Source organism: Curtobacterium sp. TC1 (assembly GCF_019844075.1).
In the GTDB taxonomy this organism is placed as follows: domain Bacteria; phylum Actinomycetota; class Actinomycetes; order Actinomycetales; family Microbacteriaceae; genus Curtobacterium.
The window spans coordinates 3,608,119-3,633,318 of the sequence record NZ_CP081964.1 but is presented as its reverse complement, the minus strand read 5'-3'; the positions used below and the strand labels follow the sequence as shown (position 1 = coordinate 3,633,318).

At 71.1% G+C, this 25,200-nt stretch carries 19 protein-coding genes; 16 read left to right on the top strand and 3 right to left on the bottom strand.

Features of this window, described 5'->3' with window-relative positions; translation table 11 throughout:
• The first annotated feature begins 46 nt into the window (after positions 1-46).
• The 7 genes from KZI27_RS18380 to KZI27_RS18350 all read left to right on the top strand — a co-directional run bounded on the left by KZI27_RS18380 (position 47) and on the right by KZI27_RS18350 (position 9,809).
• A complete protein-coding gene (locus KZI27_RS18380; RefSeq protein WP_222658736.1) occupies positions 47-2,032 on the top strand; it encodes a DUF6350 family protein in 1,986 nt (661 codons plus the stop codon).
• A 41-nt stretch (positions 2,033-2,073) separates the two neighbouring features.
• The gene (gene purN / locus KZI27_RS18375) at positions 2,074-2,667 is read left to right on the top strand and encodes a phosphoribosylglycinamide formyltransferase (protein ID WP_222658735.1); all 594 of its coding nucleotides are present in this window, start codon (positions 2,074-2,076) and stop codon (positions 2,665-2,667) included.
• A complete protein-coding gene (gene purH / locus KZI27_RS18370; protein WP_222658734.1) occupies positions 2,664-4,298 on the top strand; it encodes a bifunctional phosphoribosylaminoimidazolecarboxamide formyltransferase/IMP cyclohydrolase in 1,635 nt (544 codons plus the stop codon). Before purN ends, purH begins: the two co-directional genes overlap by 4 nt.
• Positions 4,299-4,875: 577 nt before the next feature.
• Positions 4,876-6,684 carry an ABC transporter ATP-binding protein gene (locus KZI27_RS18365; protein WP_222658733.1) on the top strand — a complete coding sequence of 603 codons (1,809 nt, stop codon included), beginning with the start codon at positions 4,876-4,878 and terminating at the stop codon, positions 6,682-6,684.
• A gap of 92 nt (positions 6,685-6,776) precedes the next feature.
• Positions 6,777-8,585, top strand: a complete 1,809-nt coding sequence (locus KZI27_RS18360) for an ABC transporter ATP-binding protein (RefSeq protein ID WP_222661490.1) — start codon at positions 6,777-6,779, stop codon at positions 8,583-8,585.
• Positions 8,586-8,622: 37 nt separating this feature from the next.
• Positions 8,623-9,048: a DUF805 domain-containing protein gene (locus KZI27_RS18355; protein ID WP_222658732.1), complete on the top strand. Its 426-nt coding sequence runs from the start codon at positions 8,623-8,625 to the stop codon at positions 9,046-9,048.
• Positions 9,049-9,113: 65 nt separating this feature from the next.
• Positions 9,114-9,809 carry a TerD family protein gene (locus KZI27_RS18350; protein WP_222658731.1) on the top strand — a complete coding sequence of 232 codons (696 nt, stop codon included), beginning with the start codon at positions 9,114-9,116 and terminating at the stop codon, positions 9,807-9,809.
• A 19-nt stretch (positions 9,810-9,828) separates the two neighbouring features.
• On the opposite strand, the gene KZI27_RS18345 is transcribed toward KZI27_RS18350, so the two are convergent.
• Both KZI27_RS18345 and KZI27_RS18340 read right to left on the bottom strand, forming a co-directional pair.
• Entirely contained in the window at positions 9,829-10,215 is a 387-nt protein-coding gene (locus KZI27_RS18345; protein ID WP_261783967.1) for an MGMT family protein, read from the bottom strand.
• Positions 10,215-10,670: a GNAT family N-acetyltransferase gene (locus tag KZI27_RS18340; RefSeq protein WP_123311868.1), complete on the bottom strand. Its 456-nt coding sequence runs from the start codon at positions 10,668-10,670 to the stop codon at positions 10,215-10,217. Before KZI27_RS18340 ends, KZI27_RS18345 begins: the two co-directional genes overlap by 1 nt.
• Before the next feature lie 85 nt (positions 10,671-10,755).
• Between KZI27_RS18340 and KZI27_RS18335 the strand changes: the two genes are divergently transcribed.
• The 3 genes from KZI27_RS18335 to KZI27_RS18325 all read left to right on the top strand — a co-directional run bounded on the left by KZI27_RS18335 (position 10,756) and on the right by KZI27_RS18325 (position 15,603).
• Entirely contained in the window at positions 10,756-12,003 is a 1,248-nt protein-coding gene (locus tag KZI27_RS18335; RefSeq protein WP_222658730.1) for an ROK family transcriptional regulator, read from the top strand.
• 82 nt (positions 12,004-12,085) lie between these two features.
• Positions 12,086-13,006, top strand: coding sequence for a hypothetical protein (locus KZI27_RS18330; RefSeq protein WP_222658729.1), 921 nt, complete (start codon positions 12,086-12,088; stop codon positions 13,004-13,006).
• Positions 13,007-13,173: 167 nt separating this feature from the next.
• Positions 13,174-15,603 (top strand): lamin tail domain-containing protein, encoded by a 2,430-nt coding sequence (locus KZI27_RS18325; RefSeq protein ID WP_222658728.1) that lies wholly within the window; start codon positions 13,174-13,176, stop codon positions 15,601-15,603.
• Positions 15,604-15,761: 158 nt separating this feature from the next.
• Here KZI27_RS18325 and KZI27_RS18320 read toward each other — a convergent pair whose 3' ends face one another.
• Complete coding sequence (locus KZI27_RS18320; RefSeq protein ID WP_222658727.1) at positions 15,762-16,271, bottom strand: hypothetical protein; 510 nt, start codon at positions 16,269-16,271, stop codon at positions 15,762-15,764.
• A 147-nt stretch (positions 16,272-16,418) separates the two neighbouring features.
• Here KZI27_RS18320 and KZI27_RS18315 point away from each other — a divergent pair, with 147 nt between their 5' ends.
• The 6 genes from KZI27_RS18315 (at position 16,419) to KZI27_RS18290 (ending at position 25,183) form a co-directional block, all read left to right on the top strand.
• A complete protein-coding gene (locus KZI27_RS18315; RefSeq protein ID WP_222658726.1) occupies positions 16,419-17,261 on the top strand; it encodes a PhzF family phenazine biosynthesis protein in 843 nt (280 codons plus the stop codon).
• A 190-nt stretch (positions 17,262-17,451) separates the two neighbouring features.
• Positions 17,452-18,810: an extracellular solute-binding protein gene (locus tag KZI27_RS18310; RefSeq protein ID WP_222658725.1), complete on the top strand. Its 1,359-nt coding sequence runs from the start codon at positions 17,452-17,454 to the stop codon at positions 18,808-18,810.
• A gap of 108 nt (positions 18,811-18,918) precedes the next feature.
• Positions 18,919-19,869 carry a carbohydrate ABC transporter permease gene (locus KZI27_RS18305; protein WP_123311882.1) on the top strand — a complete coding sequence of 317 codons (951 nt, stop codon included), beginning with the start codon at positions 18,919-18,921 and terminating at the stop codon, positions 19,867-19,869.
• Positions 19,869-20,768, top strand: a complete 900-nt coding sequence (locus tag KZI27_RS18300; RefSeq protein WP_410004014.1) for a carbohydrate ABC transporter permease — start codon at positions 19,869-19,871, stop codon at positions 20,766-20,768. Before KZI27_RS18305 ends, KZI27_RS18300 begins: the two co-directional genes overlap by 1 nt.
• A 37-nt stretch (positions 20,769-20,805) precedes the next feature.
• Positions 20,806-23,916: an alpha-mannosidase gene (locus tag KZI27_RS18295; RefSeq protein WP_222658724.1), complete on the top strand. Its 3,111-nt coding sequence runs from the start codon at positions 20,806-20,808 to the stop codon at positions 23,914-23,916.
• A gap of 295 nt (positions 23,917-24,211) precedes the next feature.
• Positions 24,212-25,183: a hypothetical protein gene (locus KZI27_RS18290; RefSeq protein WP_222658723.1), complete on the top strand. Its 972-nt coding sequence runs from the start codon at positions 24,212-24,214 to the stop codon at positions 25,181-25,183.
• Positions 25,184-25,200: the final 17 nt, after the last annotated feature.

The following is a 25,200-nucleotide window of genomic DNA, read 5'->3' as shown; positions in this document are numbered from 1 at the left end:
CCGAGCCTCCCGTCGTTCCGGGGTCGGCTCACGTATCCTCGCTGCGATGAACCGCCTGGGAACCGCTCTGCTCGCCGCGATCGAGGCGGTCGTGACGGTCGGCGTCGGCATCGGGATCGCCCTGGTCCCGCTCACCCTGCTCTGGGGGTTCGAGTACGGCCTGCAGGTCGACTGGGACGTGTTCTGGAAGGCGACCGGCAGCGTCTGGCTCGTCGGCCACGGCGTCGACGTCTCGTTCCTGCTCGGGTCGGCGGTGGCGAAGAGCTCCGGGGTCAGCGGTGCCGCCGACCCCATCGACGTGACGCTCGCGGCGCTCGGCTTCGCGGTCGTGACCGCCTGGCTCGGTGCCCGAGCCGGTCGTCGGTTCGCCGAGACGGAGCACCGCACCACCGGCCTGCTGGTCGGGACGGCGGTCGTCGCGGTGCTCGGCCTCGGCGTCGCACTGTCGTCGACCTCCGCCGCCACGCAGCCGACCATCTGGCAGTCCGTGGTCCTGCCCGCCCTGTGGTTCGGGATCCCGGCGCTCATCAGCTCGGAGGTCTGCCGACGACGGCGCGACCTGCCGGCGGACCCCGCCACACAACGCGTCATCGACCTGCTCGACCGGGTGCCCGTGCTCTGGCGGACCGTCGCCGGGTTCGGGCTCCGCGCCGGCACCGCCGCGACCGCTGTCGTCGTCGCGTGCGCCGGAGTCGTCGTCGGGCTCCTGCTCTTCACCTCGTTCGCCGAGGTCATCACGCTGTACGAGCAGTCCCACGCCGGTGTGATCGGCGGGATCGCCCTCACCGTCGGGCAGCTCGCGTTCCTGCCGGACTTCGTCGGGTGGGCGACCTCGTGGCTGATCGGCCCCGGGTTCGCCATCGGCACCGGGTCGAGCGTGTCCCCGATCGCCACGACCCTCGGCCCGATCCCCGGCCTGCCGGTGTTCGGCGCACTGCCGACCTCGGGCCACACGTTCGGGCTCGTCTGGATCCTGGTGCCGGTGATCGCCGGCTTCGCGATCGGCGGCTCGATGCGCCCGCGACTCGTGCGTGCGCTGGGGAACGCCGACTCCGCACTCCACCGAGCGCTCGCCGGTGTCGCGACGGGCATCGTGGCCGGGGTCCTGACCGGGCTGATCGCCTGGGTGTCATCCGGATCGTTCGGCCCCGGACGACTGGCCGACGTCGGACCCCACGCCCTGGTGGTCGGTGGTTTCGCCGCGCTCGAGATCGGCCTGCCGGCGGTCATCGCCCTCGCCGCGGGCAGCGACCTCGTCCGCCTGCCCGACCGCGGCTGGACACGGGAGCGCTGGACCGAGGCGGACGACGACGCGGACCGCAGCGGGGCCGAGGCCGGGACGGGATCGCTGCTCGCCGCGCTCGACCAGGCCGGCGCGGGACGGACCACCGACGTGCACCGGTTCGTGGTCGAGGAGTCCCACGACGGCTCGACCGCTGCCCGCCCGCGCGCCACGGTCGACAGCCCGACGGAACCGATCGCCGACGAGACGGTCGTGCCGGCGCTCAGCGGAACGCCTCGGACACCCCCGCGCGATCCCGACCACGACGTGGAACTGCCGGCATGGGCGAAGACCGACGCCGTCGCCTCGGAGCGCCTGGCCGACGAGGGTCCGACCGAGCCCCGCTCGTCGGGCCGTGCCGCGATCGGTGCCCTGCGCGATCGACTGCACGATGCCGCCGACGGTGTGCGCGAGCGCGCTGGTGGACTCCGTGAGCGAGCCGGAGGACTCCGCGACCGCGTGACCGGTGCCGACGCCGAGCAGCAGCGCCCCGCACCCGCTCCGGAACGGCCAGCGGCGGAGACTCCCGCGCCGACGACCGCAGCCGCCCACACCGACGCGCAGCCGGCGTTCCCCTGGAGCACCGAGGAGTTCGTCGCCGGACGGGACGACGTGGACGACGAACCAGCAGGACCCGAGGCTCCCGCCGCCGCTCCCGCCCGGTCGGCCCGTCCGACGAACTGGGACGTCACCGACCAGATCCCCGACGAGGAGCTGCCCTGGTGGCGCCGTCCGAAGGACGACCACTAGCGCCGACGTCACGACGCGCGGGTCCCGGTAGGGTTGGTGCCGTGCTCGAACTGGTCGTCCTGATCTCCGGTACCGGGTCGAACCTCCGAGCCCTGCTCGAAGCGACCTTCGACGCCGAGTACCCCGCCCGTGTCGTCGCCATCGGTGCCGACCGCGACGCCGAGGGCCTCGGTCTGGGCGAGGAGTTCTCGATCCCGACCTTCACGGTGCCGTTCTCGCGCTACGAGACCCGCGCCGAGTGGGGGCAGTCCCTCGCCGAGCAGATCCGCCCGTGGTCGCCCGACCTGCTCGTGCTGTCCGGCCTCATGCGCCTGCTGCCCCCGGCCGTGGTGTCCGAGTTCGCCCCGGCCATCATCAACACCCACCCGGCGTACCTGCCCGAGTTCCCCGGCGCCCACGGCGTGCGGGACGCCCTCGCGGCTGGCGTCACGGAGACCGGTGCGAGCGTCATCGCGGTCGACGACGGCGTGGACACCGGCCCGATCCTCGCCCAGGAGCGCGTCCCCGTGCTCCCCGGCGACTCCGAGTCGACGCTGCACGACCGCATCAAGCCGGTCGAGCGCCGCCTGCTCATCCAGACCATCCTCGACATCGCCAACGGCACCACCGACCTGAAGGGCACCCCGAGCGCATGAGCGTGCACGCAGCCGACCCCAGCCTCTACCGCGACCGTGACGTGGTGCCGGTCCGCCGCGCACTCATCTCGGTGAGCGACAAGTCCGGCCTGCTCGAGCTCGCCGGCGCCCTCGCCGAGTCGGGTGTCGAGATCGTGTCGACGGGCTCCACCGCCCAGACCATCCGCGACGCGGGCTTCGCCGTCACCGACGTCGCGAGCGTCACCGGGTTCCCGGAGTCGCTCGACGGCCGGGTCAAGACCCTGCACCCGTCGGTGCACGCGGGCCTGCTCGCCGACCTGCGCCTCGAGTCGCACGAGCAGCAGCTCGCCGACCTCGGGATCGCGGCCTTCGAGCTCGTCGTCGTGAACCTGTACCCGTTCGTCGAGACCGTGGCGTCGGGTGCCGACACCGCGACCGTGGTCGAGAACGTCGACATCGGCGGCCCCGCGATGGTCCGCGCCTCGGCGAAGAACCACCCGAACGTGGCGATCGTCGTGGCGCCGTCGTCCTACGCCGAGGTCGTCGAGGCGGTCCGCGCCGGTGGTACCTCCCTCGAGCTCCGCAAGCGTCTGGCCGCCCAGGCCTTCGCGCACACCGCGGCGTACGACAGCGCGGTGGCGTCCTACTTCGCCAGCGACGTCGTCGCGGCGGCGGCAGCGCCGACGACCAGCGGGGACATCGCGACGCCCGGCGTGTTCGACGAGCACCTCAGCGTCACCGCCGACCTGTCCGCCACGCTCCGCTACGGCGAGAACGCGCACCAGGCTGCCGCGCTCTACACGAGCACGGACGGCACCGGCATCGCGCAGGCGACGCAGCTGCACGGCAAGGAGATGTCGTACAACAACTACGTCGACGCCGACGCCGCCGTCCGTGCGGCGTTCGACTTCGACACCCCCGCCGTCGCGATCATCAAGCACGCCAACCCGTGCGGCATCGCGATCGCCCCGGCCGACGCCGCCGACCCGATCGCCTCCGCCCACGCCGCCGCACACGCCTGCGACCCGCTGTCCGCCTTCGGCGGGGTCATCGCCGCGAACCGTCCCGTCACCGTGGCCATGGCGGAGACCGTCAAGGACATCTTCACCGAGGTCGTCGTCGCGCCCGGCTTCGACCCCGAGGCGCTCGAGATCCTGTCGCGCAAGAAGAACATCCGCCTGCTCACGCTGCCGGCCGACTTCGCCCTGGCTCCGCGTGAGGTCAAGCAGATCTCCGGCGGCTTCCTGGTGCAGGACGCCGACCGCTTCACGGCGTTCGACCAGTCGACCTGGACCCTCGTCGCCGGTGAGCCCGCCGACGACCAGACCCTCGCCGACCTGGCGTTCGCGTGGAAGGCGAGCCGTTCGGTCAAGTCGAACGGCATCCTGCTGGCGAACCAGGGCGCGAGCGTCGGGGTGGGCATGGGCCAGGTCAACCGGGTGGACTCGTGCCACCTGGCGGTGAACCGTGCCGGTGACCGTGCGAGCGGCAGTGTCGCAGCGTCCGACGCGTTCTTCCCGTTCGCCGACGGCCTGCAGGTGCTGCTCGACGCCGGTGTGCGCGCGGTGGCCCAGCCCGGTGGCAGCGTCCGCGACGACGAGGTCATCGCCGCAGCGAAGGCCGCCGGGGTCGCGATGTACTTCACGGGCGAGCGCCACTTCTTCCACTGAGGCGAGCGCCAGTTCTTCCACTGACGTGAACAAATCGTGGCACCCTATTGCGCGCTGCGAGTCACTGTGAATAGTCTGTAAGGCTCCGCGACAGGCAGCCGACGATCCCTCGGGACCGGTGGCACCGCGGACACAACGGTGACGAAGACGACGACTGGAGTGACGATGGACAACATGACCGGAACCGTGGCGACGGCCGCCCGCGCAGGTCTCGTGTCCGTCGTGGGGACCACTCCCGCACGGCGATCCCTGATCGCACCGCGACCGCGCGTCGCGGCCGCCGTCTAGCCAGGCCGTTCCCACGGCCTCGCGGCGCCGCACGACCAGCGTCCGCGAACCACCCGCCTGAACCCGGGGGACGAGTGTCTCCCGGTGCCCTCCGGCCCGACCGACGTCACGCGAGTGACGGCGGAGGCGCGACCACGCGCCCGGCCGATGATCACCACGCAACGCCACACCGAGCCTCCAGGTCGAGGCCGCGCACGCACCGCACGCCCGCCGCACGCAAGTACGCACGCAGCAGGCGGTACCGCGCAGCGCGACCCGGGGACCCGGCAGACGCATGAGGACGCAACGCATGTCCAAGTCGCCCACCACGGCGCGCCCGTCCACCTTCCGCGCGATCGCGCGGATCCACCCCTACGTGAAGCCCTACCAGGGCCGCCTCATCGCCGGCATGGCCGCGGCGTTGGGTGCCTCCCTGGTGGCGCTCGCCATCCCCTACGTCCTGCAGTGGCTCGTCGACGGTCCGCTGTCGACGCGCGACTCCGCACAGATCTGGCCCGCCGGTCTCGCCGTGCTCGCCCTCGGTGTGCTCGAGGCGTTCTTCATCGCCTCGCGCCGCCGCATGGTGATGCGCCCGTCGACCCGCATCGAGACCAGCATGCGGAACGCCCTGTACGCGAAGCTGCAGGACCTGCCCGTCGCCTTCCACGACCGCTGGGAGTCGGGGCAGCTGCTCTCCCGATCGGTGTCGGACCTGTCGCTCATCCGCAGGTGGCTCGCATTCGGTGTCGTCCTGCTCGTGGTCAACATCGTCACGATCGTCGTCGGGTTCGTCGTCCTGTTCACCTTCGGGTGGCTGCTCGGGCTCATCTTCCTCGTCGCGTCGATCCCGCTGTGGATCAACGGGCTGCTGTTCGAGCGTCGCTACTCCGTCGTCGCGCGCCGCAGCCAGGACCAGGTCGGTGACCTCGCCACGAGTGTCGAGCAGTCGGTGCACGGCATCCGCGTCCTCAAGGCGTTCGGTCGTGGCGGCGCCAAGCTCGAGGAGTTCAGCGAGCAGGCGGAGGCCCTGCGCGGCACCGAGATCAAGAAGGCGAAGGCCATCGCGAGCATCTGGCTGTGGCTGTTGCTCGTGCCGGACGTCGCGTTCGCGCTGTGCCTGCTCGCCGGCATCTGGCTGGCGTCGCAGGGCGAGATGACCGTCGGGCAGCTGTTCGCGTTCTTCGCGACGGCGACGGTCCTGCGGTTCCCGATCGAGTCGATCGGCTTCTTCCTGTCGATGACGTTCGACACCCGCACGGCGGTCGACCGGTTCTTCGAGGTGATGGACTCCGAGAACACGATCACGGATCCGGCGCACCCGAAGACCATCGCCGAGCCGCACGGTGCCCTGTCGTTCAACGGCGTGCACTTCCGGTACCAGGACTCCGCGCCGCAGTACCCCGACCTCGTCAACGGGATCGAGCTGCAGCTGGAACCGGGCGAGACCATGGCACTCGTCGGGCTCACCGGCAGCGGCAAGACCACGCTGCTCTCGCTCGTGCCGCGGCTCTACGACGTGACCGGCGGATCCGTGACGATCGACGGTGTCGACGTCCGCGACCTCACGCGCGAGGAACTGCGCCGCCACGTCGCCGTCGCCTTCGAGGACGCCACCCTGTTCTCGACGACGGTGCGGCAGAACGTGCTGCTCGGCCGTCCGGACGTCGAGGGCGACGAGGCCGAAGCGCTCATGCGCGAGGCCCTCGACATCGCGCAGGCGTCCTTCGTGGACGACCTGCCGGACGGCGTCGACACCCGTGTCGGCGAAGAGGGACTCTCGCTCTCCGGCGGCCAGCGCCAGCGGCTCGCGCTGGCCCGTGCGATCGCGGCGCGACCGTCGGTGCTGGTGCTCGACGACCCGCTGTCGGCACTCGACGTCGACACCGAGGCCCGGGTCGAGGCCGGCCTGCGCCGCGTCCTGGCCGACACGACGTCGCTCATCGTGGCGCACCGTCCGTCGACGGTGACCCTCGCGGACCGCGTCGCGCTCATGGAGAACGGCAGGATCACGGCGGTCGGCACCCACTCGGAGCTGATGGCCACCAACGAGCACTACCGCTACGTCATCTCGTCACTCGACGACGATGACGCGACCGCACGACAGGAGGCGATGGCATGAGCCAGCAGACGGACCAGAACCGGCTGGGAGGCGCGGCACCGGTCACCGACGACGCTGCGGGCACGCAGGCTGCCGCACCGATCACCGCCTCGATCACCACCCTGGGCGTGCGCGGCGAGGAGCGCGACGACTTCACGAAGGCGGAGAGCAAACGCCTGCGGCGTCGCTCCCTCGCGCTGCTCGGGTCACTCGCGGCCCCGCTGAAGCTCCGACTGGTGCTGCTCGGGATCGTCGTCGTGGTCTCCACGGCGGGCACTGTGGCGGGGCCGGCGCTCATCGCGTGGGGCATCGACAACGCCCTGCCGGCGGTGCTCGACCAGAACGACTGGGTGCCCGCGTTCGCGGTCGTCGGGACGTACGTCGTCGTGGCCGTCCTCGGTGCGGTGCTGACCGCCTGGTACACCGTGCTCGCAGCGCGGATCAGCCAGGCCATCCTGTTCGACCTGCGCAAGCGGGTGTTCCTGCACACGCAACGGCTGTCCCTCGAGTTCCACGAGACCTACACGTCCGGTCGGATCATCTCCCGCCAGACGAGCGACCTCGACTCGATCCGCGAGCTGCTCGACTCCGGCCTGAACCAGCTCATCCAGGGTGTGCTCTACATGGTGTTCACCGGAGTGGCGCTGGTGGTGCTCGATCCGACCTCGGGGCTCGTGCTCGCGGTCTCGCTCGTGCCGCTCTGGTTCCTGATCCGCTGGTTCCAGAAGAACTCGCAGACCCTGTTCCGGTCCACCCGCACCACCTCGGCGCGCGTGATCGTGCACTTCGTCGAGACGATGACGGGCATCCGCGCGGTGCAGGCCTTCCGCAAGGAGTCCCGCAACCGCGACGAGTACGGCGGCTACGTCGAGAGCTACCGGGTCGCGAACACCAAGGTGTTCAACCTGTTCGGCACGTTCGACCCGGTGCTCGTGCTCATCGGCAACCTGACACTCGCGGCGGTCGTCATCGTCGGCGGCTTCCGGATCGTCGGCGGGACGCTCGAGGTCGGCGCGCTGCTCGCGGTCGCGCTGTACGCCAAGCGCTTCTTCGACCCGGCGCAGGAACTCGCGATGTTCTACAACGGGTACCAGTCGGCCTCGGCGGCGATGGAGAAGATCTCCGGCGTCCTCGAGGAGCGGCCGAGCGTGCCGGACCCCGTGAAGCCGACGAAGCTGGCCGACGCCACGGGGAAGATGGACTTCGACGACGTCGTGTTCGCGTACAACGCGGGCAAGGTCGTGCTGCCGGAGTTCGACCTGCACATCCCGGCGGGGCAGACCATCGCCCTGGTGGGGTCGACGGGGGCGGGGAAGTCGACGCTCGCCAAGCTCATGGCGCGCTTCTACGACCCGTCGCAGGGCACGGTGCGGCTCGACGGCGTGGACCTGCGCGACCTCGACACCAAGGACATGCGCCGCGCGATCGTGATGGTCACGCAGGAGGCGTACCTGTTCTCCGGCACCGTCGCGGACAACATCGCGCTCGGCAAGCCGGGGGCCTCCCGCGCCGAGATCGAGGCGTCCGCCAAGGCGGTCGGGGCGCACGAGTTCATCATGGCGCTCCCCGACGGGTACGACACCGACGTGAACAAGCGCGGCGGTCGTGTCTCGGCGGGGCAGCGACAGCTGCTCTCGTTCGCACGGGCGTTCATCGCGGACCCGAAGGTGCTCATCCTCGACGAGGCCACGGCGTCGCTCGACATCCCCTCGGAGCGGCTCGTGCAGGAAGGGCTCGAGACCCTGCTCGCCGACCGGACCGCGGTGATCATCGCGCACCGCCTGTCCACCGTCGCGATCGCCCACCGCGTGCTCGTCATGGAGCACGGCACGATCGTCGAGGACGGCACCCCCGCCGACCTCATCGCCGGCACCGGGCGGTTCGCCCAGCTGCACGCGGCCTGGCGCGACTCGCTCGTGTAGGACGCGGCCGGGCTGCGCCACGTGGTTGGCTTGCTCCATGAGCAACGACAGCGTGCAGCCCGGCGGCGTCGCCCTCCGCGACCCCTTCTACGGCGCACCCTTCACCGAGGCCGTCCGGCGGTTCTGGCGGAAGTACACCGTGTTCACCGGTCGGGCCTCGCGTGCCGAGTTCTGGTGGTGGTGGCTGACGTCGCTCGCGATCGGCCTCGTGCTGCAGCTCGCCCCGCAGGCGTTCACGCCGGACACCGCGCTGTTCGAGAACCCCGTCGGGTCCTACCTCTTCGTGCTCTGGGGCCTCGCGACCCTGGTCGGTTCGCTCGCCCTCGGCGCCCGACGGCTGCACGACGCCGGCCTGTCCGGCTTCTGGCAGTTCCTGCACGTCGTGCCGGGCATCGGCTCGCTCGTCCTGTACCTGCTGTGCCTGATCCCGACCAGCCCGAAGGGCGCACGCTTCGACGCCTGACGGCACCGCACTGTCGTCGGGCAAGATGGTCGGGTACACGACCAGTAGATGACCAGGGGGACGAGATGTTCGGTTTCGGCAAGAAGAACGCGACCACGACGACGGAGACTGCTCCGGCGGCACCGGTGACGGAGCCGCCGGCCGACCAGGCACCGGCTGCCGACCTGGGACTCGCGAAGGGGCGCATCAGCCTCGAGAAGCGGCAGGTCATCAGCCTCACCAAGACGGCGAAGATCACGGTCACCATCTCGTGGCCGAACAGCACCGACTACGACGTCTACGCGCTGGTGCAGTACGTGGACGGCCACGTCGAGACGGTCTCGCAGTTCGGCACCAAGACCGACCAGCGCTTCACGGCTTCGACCACGGACGGCGCGGTGGTGCACCTCGGCGACCAGCGGCGCGGCACCGGCACGACGACCCTGGCGGACGAGGTCGTCGAGATCACCTTGAACCCCGCCATCGCGCGCATCGTGCCGATCGTCTACTCGGCGCAGTCGAACGGCACCGGGTCGTTCCGGCGCTACCAGGTCGGCATGACGATCGACAACGGTGCCGGCGACGTCGTCGAGATCGCTGCGCGCGACGCCGACGCGAACGACAACGTGTACACGTGCGTCCCCGGCGTGATCACGAACGGCGACCAGGTGCGCATCGAGAAGCTCGAGACGTACTCGAAGCCGCGGTCGGAGAAGCGACCGGTGATCGACGCCGACGGCACGGTGCGGATGGACGCGGGCGCCGTCAACGCCTACAAGTGACCCTCGCCCCCGGGCTCCGTCAGAACGGATCCCGGGGGAACCCCGGGTCGTCCGCATCGGCGGTGGGGTCTCCGTCCGTGGACGGCGACCAGCGCGCACGGCGCATGTCGAGCCTCCAGGCCGCCGTCCCCTGCACGAGCGGCGTGCCCTCCGCGCGGTAGTGTTCCAGCGCCCGGGCCTCGTGGTGCAGCGGCGGGTGCCCACCCGCGCGCACCACGCGCCACCACGGCAGGTCCGCACCCTCGTGGGCCATCACCTTGCCGACCGCACGGGACGCGCGCGAACCGAGCGCTGCGGCGACGTCGCCGTACGTCATGACGTGACCCGGCGGGATCATCCGGACGACCTCGGCCACCGCCGCCCCGAAGTCGTGCTCGGGTGCGGGGACGTCGCCGTCGACCAGCACTACAGCGTCAGGACCGCGAAGTGGTCGCCGTACTGGGTCTCGCGGACGACCTCGAAGCCCACGGCGCGGAAGAACGCCTCGGGGCTGTCGTCGCCACCGGGCTCGTAGACGACCGTCAGGCGTTCCTGGCCACGGCTGCGTGCCTCGTCCGCCAGGCCGTGCACGGCGAAGCGGCCGACGCCGCGACCCTGCGCGGAGCCCGCGACGTTGACCCGCCAGATGGCGCTGCGCAGCTCTTCCTGCGCATTGTCGGCGTCGAACGAACCGATGATGAGGCCCAGGACCTCGTCGCCGTCGAGGACCACCCGGGTCCACGCGGAACTCGGCTTGACGTCGGACTCGGCGACCCCGTAGGTGGTCGGCTGCACGAACTGTTCCTGACCCGGCTTGAGCGTCAGGGAGTTCGCCGCGGCAGCGGTCTTCGCGGAGAGCGGTTCGAGACGCAGGTCGGCCATGCGGCCAGGGTAACGGTGCGACCCGTGCGGGGGCCAGCGCGGACCGGAGACCGAGACCGCACCGTTGCCGCGGTATGGTCGCGGAATGGCAGAACATCGGCGTGGAGCGAACCTCCCGTCGATCGGCGGGTTCAACCGCACGGTCGTGCTCGATGCCGTCCGACGCTCGCCGGACGGCCTGAGCCGCGTCGAACTCGCCTCGCGCACCGGCCTGAGCGCGCAGACCGTGTCGAACGTCACCCGGTTCCTGATCGAGGCCGGCATGATCGTCGAGTCCGGCACCGTCGTCGCCGGTCGGGGCAAGCCGCGCACCATCCTGCGGCTCGAACCGGGCAGCCGCTACGCCGTCGGCGTGCACGTCGACCCGGCCGTGGTCACCTACGTGCTGCTCGACCTGGCGGGTACCGTCGTCGCCTCGTCCACCACCTCGACCCCGACCGCTGACGACCCGTCCGAGGTCGTCCGCACCATCGGCTCCGCCGTCGACGGCCTCATCGCCGACGCGGGCGTGGACGTCGACGGGGTGCTCGGCGTCGGGATCGCCAGCCCCGGCCCCATCGACGTCGACGCCGGCATCGTGGTCGACCCGCCGTTCCTGCCCCGGTGGCGGGACGTGCCACTGCGCGACGCGCTCGCCGAAGCCACGGGCCACCCGGTGCTGCTCGAGAAGGACGTCACGGCCGCAGCGGTCGGCGAGATGTTCCTGGCGGGGGAGTCCTCGGCCCGGAACTTCGCGTTCGTGTACTTCGGCACCGGCTTCGGCGTCGGGCTCGTCGTCGACCACGAACCCGTGCGCGGGGTCGGGTCGAACGCCGGGGACGCCGGGCACATCATGGTCGACCAGCGGTCGCTCGCCGGCACCCCGGACGGGTCCGGCACCCGGGGCGAGGTCGGCGCCGCCGTGGCGCCGGACCGGCTGGTGCGGATCGCGCGGGAGCGGGGTGTGGCGTTGACCGCCGGGTCCGAGGGATCGCTCGACGCGGTGGACCGGGCCTGGGACGAACTGGCCGAGGCCATCGACGCCGGGGACGAGGCCGCCGTCGCGCTCGCCGCCGAGGCCGGCACCGTGATGGGCGACGCAGCGGTCGTCATCGTGAACCTGCTCGACATCGACCGGGTCGTCTTCGGCGGACCCTTCTGGTCGCGCATCGCGAGTGCGGCGTTGCCGGCCGCCCGCGCCGCGATCGTCGGATCACCGTTGCTCGTCCCGAAGCACCCCGTCGACGTGGTCGAGAGCGACCGCGGTGCCGACGTCGCCGCGGTGGGTGCCGCGTGCCTGGTGCTCGACGCAGCGTTGTCCCCGCGGGCGAGCGGGCTGCTCATCCGTCGCTGACCACGGTCGAGGATCTCCGCCACCTCCCGCTACGCTGCGAACCGACGGATCCGCCAGGTGCGCGGCGAACGACGGGGGACAGATGACGGACAACGGGACCGACGGCACGATCGACCGACGCTGGGCGAAGGTGCGACCGCTCGTCTTCCGCACGATCATCGGCGCCGTCGTCGCGGCCGGGCTCGTCGGGATCGTGGCCGTGCTGCTCGGTGACTTCGGACGGGTCGCGGTGCAGCTGCTCCTGACGATCGTCGTGGTCGTCGTCTTCGCGCTGCTGTCCTGGTACGACGCCGACGTGTCGTCGCGGCGATCGGGCACGTTCGCGTTCGCCAGCATCGTGACCTCGATGTACCTGCTCGTCGCCGGGCTGTACAAGGTCTGGCTCGCCCCGACGAACCCGTCCGGTGGGGACGACCTCTGGCTCGTCGCCGAGCGGTTCTGGCACTGGATCTGGCTCGTCGGCGTCGCCCGGGTGGCGCTCCTGCACGTGCACCTGCTGCTCGTCATCCACCGCCGGTACCCGACCCCGGCGCTCCAGGTCGTCGCCAAGGCCACCGTCGGCGTCATCGCCCTGCTCGCGCTCCTGCTGTCGATCCCGCTGCTCGCACCCGACGTGGACTACGCGCGGGGGTACTGGCGACTCGTGTGGGTGGTGGTCATCCTCGACCTGCTCGGAACGGTCGTCGTGCCGCTCAGCAACGCGCTCTTCCGCCCGCGGGGCACCGCCTCGGCGCCGGCGGTCGGTTCGTGGCCGACACCGGAAGCGCAGCCGGCAGCGCCCCCGATCGCGCCCGCGGCGCCCATCGCGACGTGGGGTGCCACCCCGGTGCCGGACGCCCCGACGGCTGCCACGGCCGTCGGTCCGGTCAGCGGGCACCGGTACCGGTACGAGCCGCGTCCGGCGTCGTCGCGTGCCCTGGCGTGGCCGCGGTACGTCGACGGCACGCCGCTGCCGGCGCTGCCCGACGGGTCGCCGGACTTCTCCGGGGTCGCGCAGGGCTGAGCGTTGCGCGCGCTGAGCCATCGCGGTCGCTGAGGGGTTGCGGGCACTGAGGGGTCGCGGCGCTGGGCCGTCGCGCGACACCTGTCGTTCACCGTCCGGCCATCGGTCGGACGCGCAGGTGCTGAACAGTCGTGCAGGTCTCCCCTCCCCTCCCGAGAAGGACCTGCATGCGCACTCCTGCCCTGCACCCCCACTCCCTGCGGCTCGGTGCCGCGGTCGTCACCGTGCTGGCCGTCGGTGCCGGCATCGTCACGGCCAGCCCGGCCCTCGCCGCCGTCGGTGACGACGACCCGAGCGTCGGTGCCGCCGCCGCGAACGGCCTCGTCGTCAACGAGGTCGAGTCGAACGGCGACGACACCGACTGGGTCGAGCTGCAGAACACGTCGACGGCGTCGATCGACCTGACCGGCTACGCGTTCCTCGACGACGACAGCTCCCACGACGCCTCCGTCCTGCCCGCCGGCTCGACGATCGCCCCCGGCGGGTACTTCGTCATCGACCAGCTCTCGGCCACCGCACCCGGGTTCGACTTCGGGCTCGGCGGCGCCGACACCGCGCGGGTGTACGACCCCGCTGGCGACCTGGTGCTCCGGTACTCGTGGACGAGCCACGCGGTCGTCACGTACGGCCGGTGCGCCGACGGGACCGGTGCGCTCGTCGACACCACCACGTCGACGAAGGGCACCGCCAACGACTGCTCCTCCCCCGTGCGCATCAACGAGGTCGAGTCGCAGGACGGCACCCCCGGCGACTGGGTGGAGCTGACCAACGTCGGCAGCGCCACGGTCGACCTGGGTGGGTACGTCCTGCAGGACAGTGAGGACGACCACGCGTACACGATCCCCGCCGGTACGACCGTCGCGGCCGGTGGCTTCACCGTCCTCGACGAGGCGGACTTCGGCTTCGGACTCGGCAAGGCCGACTCCGCCCGGGTCGTCGATCCGCGGGGTGCGCTGGTCGACTCGTACTCGTGGACGGCCCACGCTGCCGCCACGTACGGCCGCAGCCCGGACGGCACCGGCGACTTCGCCGACACCGCCGAGCCGACGAAGGGCACCGCGAACCGGTTCGCCGGCGTCGTCACCGCCGAGCCCTGGCCCGGCGGCCCGGACGAGACCGTGCTCGACGACGAGGACACCTTCACCGGTGACCTGAGCGGCATCGACTGGACCGCCTCCAGCACGTCCGAGGACGGCCAGCTCTGGGCCGTGCAGAACGGCGACGGCCTGCTCTACCACCTGACCTCGGACGGCCGGGGCGGCTGGGCACCGTCGAACGCGGCGGGCACGGACCTGCGGTACGCCGACGGCACGGGGACCCCGGACGCCGAGGGCGTCACCGTCACGAGCGACGACCCCGGCGCCGTCTACGTGTCGACCGAGCGGGACAACGACGTGTCGAAGACCAGCCGCCCGTCGGTCCTGCGCTACGCCACCACCGACGGCTCCGAGGGCACCCTGCGGGCCACCGACGAGTGGAACCTCGCCGCGGACTTCCCCGGGCTCGGTGCGAACGCCGGCCTCGAGGGCGTCACCTGGATCCCGGACTCGTGGCTCACCGAGCACGGCTTCGCCGACGAGCACACCGGCGCGGCCTACGCACCGTCGAGCTACGCCGGACACGGTGAGGGTCTGTTCTTCGTCGGGGTCGAAGGCACCGCGAGCGTGTACGCGTACGCGCTGATGGCGGACGGCTCGTTCCAGCGCGTGGCCACCATCGGTACGCCCTTCGCCGTCGTCGCCGACGTGCAGTTCGACCCGACCCTCGACGCGCTCTGGGTGGTGTGCGACGACGCCTGCGCCGGACGCACCGCGCTGTACGAGCTGACCGACGGTGCCTTCACCGCCGCGAAGGTCTTCGAGGCACCGTCGAACGCCGACCGGAACCTCGCCAACGAGGGCTTCGCGGTCTCCGGCGTCTGCACCGACGGGAAGCGGGCAACGTTCTACGCCGACGACAACGACACGGACGGGTTCTCGCTCCGGACGGGGACGTACCCGTGCGAGGGTGGCGACACCGACCCGGGCACGGACCCGACGCCGACGCCGACGCCCGCTCCTGGTGGCGGTGGATCGACGCCCGCGCCGACTCCCGGGACCGGCGGGTCCACGCCCGCGCCGACCCCCGGGACCGGTGGATCGACGCCGACCCCGTCGCCGGCCGCTCCGATCGCCCCGGTGGTCCCGTCGGAGACCGGCCTGACGGACACGAATCGTGGAAGCGTCTCGGCCCCGTCGTCCGCCCGCGCGGGGGAGACCATCACGGTCACGGTGGGCACGCAGTACGCCGGCGACCGGGTGAACGTGTGGCTGTACTCGACCCCGACGCTGCTCGGCACGGTGACGGTCGCCGCCGACGGCACGGTGCGCGTCACGATCCCGGCCGATGCTCCGGCCGGCGAGCACCGCATCGTGGTGACGGCCACCGACGGCACGGTGCTGGGCTGGACCCCGATCACGATCACCGCTGACGGGCAGCTCGCGTTCACGGGTGCCGAGGGCCTCGGTGCCGGCGCACTCATCGCGTTCCTGCTGCTCGCGGCGGGAGTCGGCGTCCTGGCCGTCCGCCGCCGACCCGCGGCTGTGGCTGCGGAGTAGTCCCCAGTCGCCGCGGGCGCAGTTCGTGAGCAGGAATGGTCGGGTTCGCACAGCGGACCCGACCATTCCTGCTCACCATGTGCGGTGGGCGCGACCGCGGGGCGGACGGGAGGCGCGTGGCGGGGGCGCCACGGGCCTCCCGTCCGCCTGTGGGTGCGTCAGCCGTCGGTGCGCAACGTGTTCGAGTCGTCCTGACCGGGGATGGCGTCCTTCGTGGTCCAGCCGTACCAGCGGCCGTCGATCTCGGTGACCGCGCGGCCGTCGCCGCAGGTGACGAGGCCCTTCGTCGGGAGCTCCTCGGGCAGGAAGTCGGCGGTCATCGCGGTGCCGCCGTACGACTCGTCGAGCGGGGTGCAGTCGTCCACATCGACGCCGTCCTTCGAGGCGAACCCGATGACGTACCCGGGTGCCGAGGCGTTGAGACGCACGTCGATGTCCTTCGCGTCCTCCGGCACCCACTCCGGCATGAAGAACGCCATGTCGTCCGACTCGCCGGAGCGCGGCGCGTCGGAGTACGTGGCGAAGTGCTTCTGCGGGGTCTTGTTCGGGACGATGTCCTCGAGCACGCTGCACCCCGCGGTCAGCAGGAGCGCGGAGAGCGCGGCGGTCGAGGCGAGGGCGATGCGGAGGGTCCGGCGGGCGGTGGTGGGGCGCGTGTCGATGCTCATGCAGCAAGTCTCGTGACGGATCGCCGGCTGAAACATCACGTGCACACCCGGAGTCGTGCGGGGGTTACCCCTACTCGATGGACCACCGGGCCACCCGTCGCCGTTCGGCCCGCGCGGACGGCCACGGCACCGCAGTAGCGTCGGAGCGTGAGCATCGACGTCCTCCGGTACACCGCGTTCGCCGCCGAGCCCGGGGGTGGCAACCCCGCCGGGCTCGTGCTCGACGCGGCCGGACTGTCCGACGACGACATGCTCGCCGTCGCCCGCGAGGTCGGCTACCCCGAGACCGCGTTCGTCGTCGGCGCGACGGCGACGGGCCTGCAGGTGCGCTACTTCTCGCCGGCCGCCGAGGTGCCGTTCTGCGGGCACGCGACGGTGGCGCTCGCGGTGGTGCTCGCCGAACGTGACGGGCTCGGTCGCCGCGTGTTCACGACGGCCGCCGGCGAGGTCGCCCTCGACGCCACCACCGGTCCGGACGGGGCGGTGCAGGTCGCGATGACGAGCGTCGAACCGGCGACGCGGGACATCGATCCGGACCTGCTGGTGCGGCTGTTCGACCTGCTCGGGCTCGAGGCCGCGGACATCGCGCCGGGGTTCCCGGTGCTCGAGTCCTTCGCCGGCAACTGGCACCCGGTGCTCGTGCTGCACGACCGCGAGTTCTTCCACCAGTTCCGCTTCGCACCCGGGCCCCTCGCCGAGCTCAAGCGCGAGGCCGGCTGGCGGGGGACGGTGACGGTGCTGCACCGGACCGGGGAGCGTGAGTACGAGGCGCGCAACCTGTTCCCCGCCGGGCGCATCACCGAGGACCCGGCGACGGGCTCGGCGGCGGCCTCGACCGGGGCGTACCTGCGCGAGGTCGGTGCCGTCGAGCCGGGGGACCGCGTCACGATCCGGCAGGGGCGCCACGTCGGTCGTCCGAGCCTGCTGCTCGTGGACGTGCCGGAGTCCGGCGGGATCACCGTGACGGGGAGCGCGACACCGATCTCCTGAGCCGCAGCGCGCGGGATGGAATGCCGAATCGGGCGTACCTGGTCGAAACTTCCGACCAGGTACGCCCGATTCGGCAAGGTACGCCCGAACCAGCGCGAGAAACTCCTTGACACGGATAAGTCCATACGCTGGACTAATCCTGCGCGCGGGCGATGGAGCCCGCGGACGTCACCCGTGCAAAGGAGCACCGATGAAACGCACCCGCATCATCGCCGGACTCGCAGCCGTGGCCGTCGCCGCGGTCGGCCTGGCAGGCTGCTCAGCCTCGGGGTCCGCCTCGAGCGACACGATCAAGATCGCGTACCAGAAGTTCGGCGCCTTCCAGCAGCTCGACGCCCAGATGAAGGTCGTCAAGAAGGAGTACGAGAAGGACAACCCGGGCAAGAAGGTCACGCTCGTCCCGATCCAGGCCCAGGGCAACGACTACTACACGAAGCTCGCGCTCATGAACAAGGCGCCTGCGACGGCTCCCGACGTCATGTACGAGGACACGTTCCTCGTCAAGGCCGACGCCGAGGCCGGCTACCTGCTGCCACTCGACAAGTACACGGACAAGTGGGACGAGTGGGACCAGTTCTTCGACAACGCCAAGCAGGCCGGCCAGGGTGACGACGGCAAGATCTACGGCGTCCCGATGGGCACCGACACCCGAGCCCTCTGGTACAACAAGGACATCTTCAAGTCCGTCGGACTGCCCGTGCCGTGGGAGCCGAAGACCTGGGACGACGTGCTCGCCGCGGCGAAGACGATCAAGGACGAGAAGCCCGACCTCATCCCGTTCAACATCTACTCGGGCAAGGCGCAGGGCGAGGCGTCGACCATGCAGGGCTTCGAGATGCTCCTGTACGGGGCGGACGGCCCCGGCAACACCCTCTACAAGGACAAGAAGTGGGTCACGGGCTCGGAGCAGTTCGTCGACTCGCTGCAGTTCGTGAAGGACGTCTACCAGGGCGGCCTCGGCCCGACACCGCAGCAGGCGCTCGACACGAACGTCGGCACGACCATCGCCCAGACGTGGCTGCCGAAGGGCAAGCTCGCGATCGACCTCGACGGTTCGTGGCAGTCCGGCACGTGGCTCAAGTCCGGCACCGCGCCGTGGGCCGAGTGGAACGACGTGATGGGTCAGGCGCCGATGCCGACGCAGAACGGTCAGGACCCGGGCTACAACTCGATGTCCGGCGGCTGGACCCTGGCGGTCGGCGCGAAGTCGAAGAACCCGCAGGCGGCGTTCGACTTCATCACGAGCTTCCTCGACAAGGACGGCTCGCTGAAGTACGACACCGAGAACAGCCAGATCGCCGTCCGTAAGGACGTCGCGGACGACACCGCCTACACCGACGCCAACCCGACGTTCAAGTTCTTCTCCGGGCTGGTGGAGAACACGAACTTCCGCCCGGCGACGAGCGACTACTCGCAGGTGTCCAACGCGATCCAGGTCGCGATGGAAGCGGTCATGACCGGGCAGCAGACGCCGAAGCAGGCGGCTGCGGCGTACGACAAGGCCGTCACGCAGGTGGTCGGCAAGGAGAACACCGTCTCCGCTGGTTGACGGACGTCACCCACTGACGGCCGGGAGGCGCGGGGCGGTCCCGCACCGCGCCTCCCGGTCCGTCCTTCCCCACCTTCGGAACCCCTCCGCACCCGGAAGGCACCCATCGTGTCCAGCACCCCCCTCGCGCCGACGCTGTCGGCGCCCGGTGCGCCGAAGCGCACCGATCCACCCGTGCCGCGCAAGCGGCGACCGCTGCGGAACGTCGGCCGAGCGGTCCCGCTCCTGCCCGCCCTCGTCCTGCTCGTCATCTTCCTGCTCGGCCCCGTCATCTCGTCGTTCTACGGGTCGTTCACGAACTCCGCGCTCACCGGCGCGGGCGCTGCCGACCAGCAGTTCGTCGGCTTCCAGAACTACGTCGAACTCTTCCAGGACCCGGACTTCCCGAAGTCCGTCGTCCTGACCATCGTGTTCCTGCTCGCCTCGGCAGTGGTGGGCCAGAACGTGCTCGGGCTCGGCCTCGCGCTCCTGATGCGGTCCGCCAACAAGGCCGTCCGGGCGATCGTCGGCACCTTCGTCGTCGCCGCCTGGGTCCTGCCCGAGATCGTCGCCTCGTTCGCCGCGTACGCGTTCTTCAACGACGAGGGCACGCTCAACAGCTTCCTGGCGTCGATCGGCATCAGCGGTCCGAACTGGCTCTACACGTTCCCGATGTTCGCCGTGATCCTGGCGAACATCTGGCGCGGGACCGCCTTCTCGATGCTCGTCTACTCGGCCGCCGTGCAGGAGGTCCCCGAGGAGATCACCGAATCGGCGGAGGTCGACGGCGCGACCGGATGGCAGCGTCTCGTGTACATCACGCTCCCGGTGATCCGGCGGAGCATCTCGACGAACCTCATGCTGACGACGCTGCAGACGTTGTCGGTGTTCACCCTCATCTTCGTGATGACCGGTGGCGGACCGGGCACGAACTCGTCGACCCTGCCGATCCTGGCGTACCAGGAGGCGTTCAAGTTCTCGCAGCTCGGCTTCGGGACCGCGATCGCGACCATCCTGCTCGTGGTGGGGGCGGTCTTCTCGATCATCTACATCCGCGCGCTCAAGCCGGAGGTGGACTGATGGCCATCACTGCCCCGTCCCTCGACCCGACCACGACCCGTGCGGTGACCGCTCCCGGTTCACTGCACATGACGTCACCGCGCGGCCGCACGATGCGGTGGGTGGCGAACGTCGTGCTGCTTGTCATCGCGGTGTGCTTCGCGGTCCCGCTGCTCTGGCTCGTCCTCGCCTCGGTCGACACCCAGGCGTCGCTGTCGGTGAAGCTGCCGACGCAGTTCACGCTCGACAACTTCGCGAAGGTGCTCACGCCCGAGCTGTCGTTCATCCCGCTCGCGAACAGCCTGCTGCTCTCCGGCGGGACGGCGATCGTCACCGTGGTCTTCGCACTGCTGGCCGCCTACCCGCTGTCCCGCTACAAGATGCGGGTCAACAAGCCGTTCCTGTACAGCATCCTGTTCGGGACCGGCCTGCCGATCACCGCGATGATGGTGCCCGTCTACGCGCTGTTCGTGTCGCTCAACCTGATCGACAACGTGTGGGGCTGCATCTTCTTCCTCGCCGCGACCAGCCTGCCGATGGCGATCTGGATGGCGAAGAACTTCATGGACTCGGTGCCGATCTCGCTCGAAGAAGCAGCGTGGACCGACGGCGCCTCGATGATGACCACCCTGACGCGGATCGTCATCCCGCTCATGCGGCCGGGCATCGCGGTGGTGTTCATCTTCGTGTTCATCCAGGCGTGGGGGAACTTCTTCGTCCCGTTCGTCCTGCTGCTCTCGCCCGAGAAGGTGCCCGCCGCGGTGAGCATCTTCAACTTCTTCGGACAGAACGGGGCGGTCGCGTACGGACAGCTCGCCGCGTTCTCCATCGTCTACTCCGTGCCCGTCATCGCCCTCTACGTGATCGTGTCCCGAGGCCTCGGCGGCGGCAACGCCCTCGCCGGCGGCATCAAGGGCTGATCTGCTGGCCCCGGCCGGCTCACTCGAAAGGAACCACATGCACCAGGACGAACCGCTCGTCGAGGCCCGGATCGCCCGCCTCGTCCGCGACCGTGTCGACCCCGCCGTCCACCGCCGCTCGGCGCCGGTCACGATCGAGGCGTGGGAGGTGCCGGGTGAGCCGGTGCCGTTCGACTCCGCCGTCCAGCAGGCGTACGAACCGTTCACCGTGGGCAGCGCCTGGGGTGGCCGGCCGTGGGGGACCACCTGGTTCCGGATCACCGGCACCGTGCCGACGGACTTCGGTACCGCGCCCGGGACCACCGCGGAGCTGCTCGTCGACCTCGGGTTCACGAAGCGGCACCCGGGGTTCCAGGCCGAGGGACTGGCGTACCGCACCGACGGCTCCACGATCAAGGGCATCGAGCCGCGGAACGACACCGTGCCCGTCGAGGTCGGGCCCGGGGAGTCCTTCGAGCTGTACGTCGAGGCCGGTGCGAACCCGGACATCGGCGGCGACTCGTTCCAGGGTGCGACGCCGCTCGGGTCGCGGTCGACCGCAGGCGAGAAGCCGATCTACCGTGTGCGCGCCCTCGAACTCGTGGAGCGCGACGACACCGTGTGGGAGCTGCAGCAGGACTTCTGGGTCCTGCGCGGCCTGATGGCGGAGCTGCCCACGGACGGCACACGGGGCGCCGACATCCTGCACGCCCTCGAGCTCGCCGCGGACGCCCTCGACCCCGACGACGTCGCCGGCACCGCCGCCGACGCCCGCGAGGTCCTCGCTCCCGTGTTGGCCGTCCCCGCCAGCGCCGCCGCACACCGGGCGATCGCCGTCGGCCACGCGCACATCGACTCCGCCTGGCTCTGGCCGGTGCGCGAGACGATCCGCAAGTGCGCCCGCACCTTCTCGAACGTGCTCGACCTGATGGACCGCGACCCCGACTTCACGTTCGCCTGCTCGTCCGCGCAGCAGTACGCGTGGATCCGCGACGGCTACCCGTCGATCTGGGCCCGGATCAAGCAGCGCGTCGCCGAGGGCCGGTGGATCCCCGTCGGTGGCATGTGGGTCGAGTCCGACACCAACCTGCCCGGTGGCGAAGCACTGGCACGACAGTTCGTCGCCGGCAAGCGGTTCTTCCTCGAGGAGTTCGGCATCGACACCCCCGAGGCCTGGCTCCCCGACTCGTTCGGCTACTCCGGGGCGCTGCCGCAGATCGTCCGAGCGGCCGGCTCGAAGTGGTTCGTCACGCAGAAGCCGTCGTGGAACGAGACGAACGTCATCCCGCACACGTCCTTCCACTGGGAGGGCATCGACGGCTCCCGCATCCTGACGCACCTGCCGCCGGCCGACACCTACAACTCCGACGTCTCCGCCGCCGACCTGCACCGCGGTGAGCGGAACAACAAGGAGCGCGGCGTCGCGAACACCTCGATGCTGCTCTACGGTTTCGGCGACGGCGGCGGCGGCCCCACCCGCGAGATGGTCGCCGCAGCCCGACGCCAGCACGACCTGGACGGCTCGCCGCGCGTGCAGCTCGGCACCCCGGCCCAGGTCTTCGAAGAGCTCGAACGGGTGCTGCCGACCCCCGGCGTGTGGTCCGGTGAGATGTACCTCGAGTTCCACCGCGGCACCTACACGTCGCAGATCCGCACGAAGCAGGGCAACCGCCGCTCCGAGCACCTGCTGCGCGAGGCCGAGCTCTGGGCGTCGACCGCAGCCGTGCGCCTCGGACTCGACTACCCCTACGAGGAACTCGAGCGCGCCTGGCACACCGTCCTGCTGCAGCAGTTCCACGACATCCTGCCCGGGTCCTCGATCGCCTGGGTCTACGAGAACGCCGAGGAGAACTACGCGCAGATCGCCGAGGTCCTCGAGGGGCTGATCGGCAACGCGACGACCGCGCTCGCGAACGGGGGCGCTGCGGCGCTCGCCGGGGTCGGTGCGTCGTCGTCGACGGCTGCGGGCGGCAGCGGCTTGCTCGATGCGCCGACCGGCTCCGACGCCGTCGGTGGCAGCGGCTCGTCCGGCAACGTCGTGCGCTTCAACGCCTCGCCGGTCGCGGCGGGAGACGCAACCGCCCTGGGTGGTTCGCTCGGCTCGGCGCCGCGACCCGTGCCTCCCGTCCGCTCCGGCGACCACTTCGTGTTCGACACGGGCGTCGTCACGGCGACCATCGACGCAGCCGGCCACGTCGTGTCGCTCGTCGACCGCGCCAGCGGCCGCGACGCGATCGCACCGGGTGCGGCCGCTGCCGAGTACACCGTGTTCCGCGACACCCCGAACCAGTGGGAGGCGTGGGACGTCGACCGTGCGTACCAGCGCAACGGCACCGTGCTGACGGCCTCGTCGGTCGCGATCGACGGCTCCTCGCTCGTGGTGGAACGGTCCTTCGGGTCGTCGACGCTCACGACCCGGTACTCGGCGGTCGCCGGGCTCGCAGAGCTGGTGATCGAGACCGAGGTCGACTGGCACGAGCACCAGAAGCTGCTGAAGCTCGCGTTCCCCGTCGACGTGCGTGCCGCGGCGGCCTCGAGCGAGATCCAGTTCGGGCACATCGACCGGCCCACCCACCAGAACACCTCGTGGGACCACGCCCGTTTCGAGACGTCGGCGCACCGCTGGGTCCACGTGGCGGAGCCCGGGTTCGGTGTCGCGGTGGCGAACGACTCCACCTACGGGCACGACATCACACGTTCCACGCGGGCCGACGGCGGGACCACGACGCTCGTGCGCGAGTCGCTGCTGCGCGGGCCGACGTTCCCGGACCCCAACGCCGACCAGGGGCACCACGTGTTCCGGACGGTGCTGCGGGTGGGGGCGTCGGTGCTCGACGCCGCCGACTCCGGCTACCGGCTGAACCTGCCGGTGCGGACGGTCGCGGGTTCGACCACGGTTTCGCCGCTGGTCTCGGTGTCGTCGCCGCAGGTGTTCGTCGAGGCCGTGAAGCTCGCCGAGGACCGCTCCGGAGACGTGATCGTGCGGCTGTACGAGGCGTCCGGCGGTCGGGCGACCGACGTCGGGGTGTCGTTCGGGTTCGACGTCGCGTCCGTGACGGCCGTCGACCTGCTCGAACGTGGGCTGGGGGACTCGTGGGAGTCGGGGGAGCCGGTCGTGCTCACGCTCCGGCCCTTCGAGATCGTCACCCTGCGGGTGCGCCGGGCCTGAGGCAGCGGGGCCCTCGGTCCCCCTCGGGGGAGAGACCGCGGCGCCGGACGGGACACGGGTGCGTTCCGTCCGGCGCCGTGTTGCGTGTGGGGGGTGGCTGGTGGGTTCGGGTGTAGGTGGTCGTTTCGGGCGTACCCGGTCGGAAATTCCGACCAGGTACGCCCGATTCCGCTTGGCATCGCGTCCGTGCTGGGAAGGAACGTCCTCCCTCCACAGGCGGGCAGGCCTGGAGGCCCGTCCACAGACCTCGACGTCGGCCGACTGGGCGCGTGGCCGGTCGGGCATCGTCTCCACCATGAACGAACCGCTGCCCATCCTCCGGGCCTCGCCCACGCGTGAGGCCGGACTCGACGCCACCACCCTGCGCCGCCGGACCCGGCTCCACGGTCCGGGCAGACTCGTCCGGGCAGGGCCGAACGCGTTCGTGGACGGGGCGGCGTGGGATGCGGCTGGGCCACGGCAGCGGTACGTGACCCGTGTGCACGCGCGGCTCGGTCGGCTCGGCACCCGCGCGACGGCGTCGCACGACTCCGCGGCCGCGGTGCACGGGCTGCCGGCGCTCGGCGGGTGGAGCGTCCCGGTACACGCGACCGTGCCGGAGTCGATGTACCGGGGCAGGAACGCCGAGCTGGTCCTGCACACGCGACCGGTGTCCGGCGCCGAACGGGTACGGGTCGGCGACCTCGCAGTGACGGCGGTCCCACGGACGGTGATCGACATCGCGATGGCCGGCGACTTGCGGACCGGGGTCGTCGTGGCAGACGCCGCGCTGCGCAGCGGGATCGCCGCGGACGAGCTGTGGCGAGCGGTGCACCCGAGTGCTCGCGGGCGTGCTCGGGCCGCACAGGTGCTCGACCTGGCCGACGGGCGTTCGGGTTCCCCGGCGGAGTCACTCGCGCGCGTGGTCTTCCGCGAGCTCGGGCTGCCCGCTCCCGTGCTGCAGCAGGAGTTCGTCGTCGACGGTCGCCGGTCCGCCGTCGACTTCTGGTTCCCGACCGAAGGCGTCGTCGTCGAGATCGACGGACGCGCGAAGTACACGCAGGAGCGCTACCTCGGCGGCCGGAGCCAGACCGAGGTGTTCCTCGACGAGAAACGTCGTCATGCCAGGCTGCTCACGGTGCCGGGTGTCCGGACGATCATCCGGCTCGAGTGGCGTGACCTGTTCGACCTCGATGCGCTGGCGCTGCGACTCCGCGCCGCCGGGCTGCCGTGCGCGCTCCGCCCGGTCCGGAGCGCTCGGTCCACCGCGGTCGGTGGGCGTCAGTGAGCCGGCTCAGCGCGGGC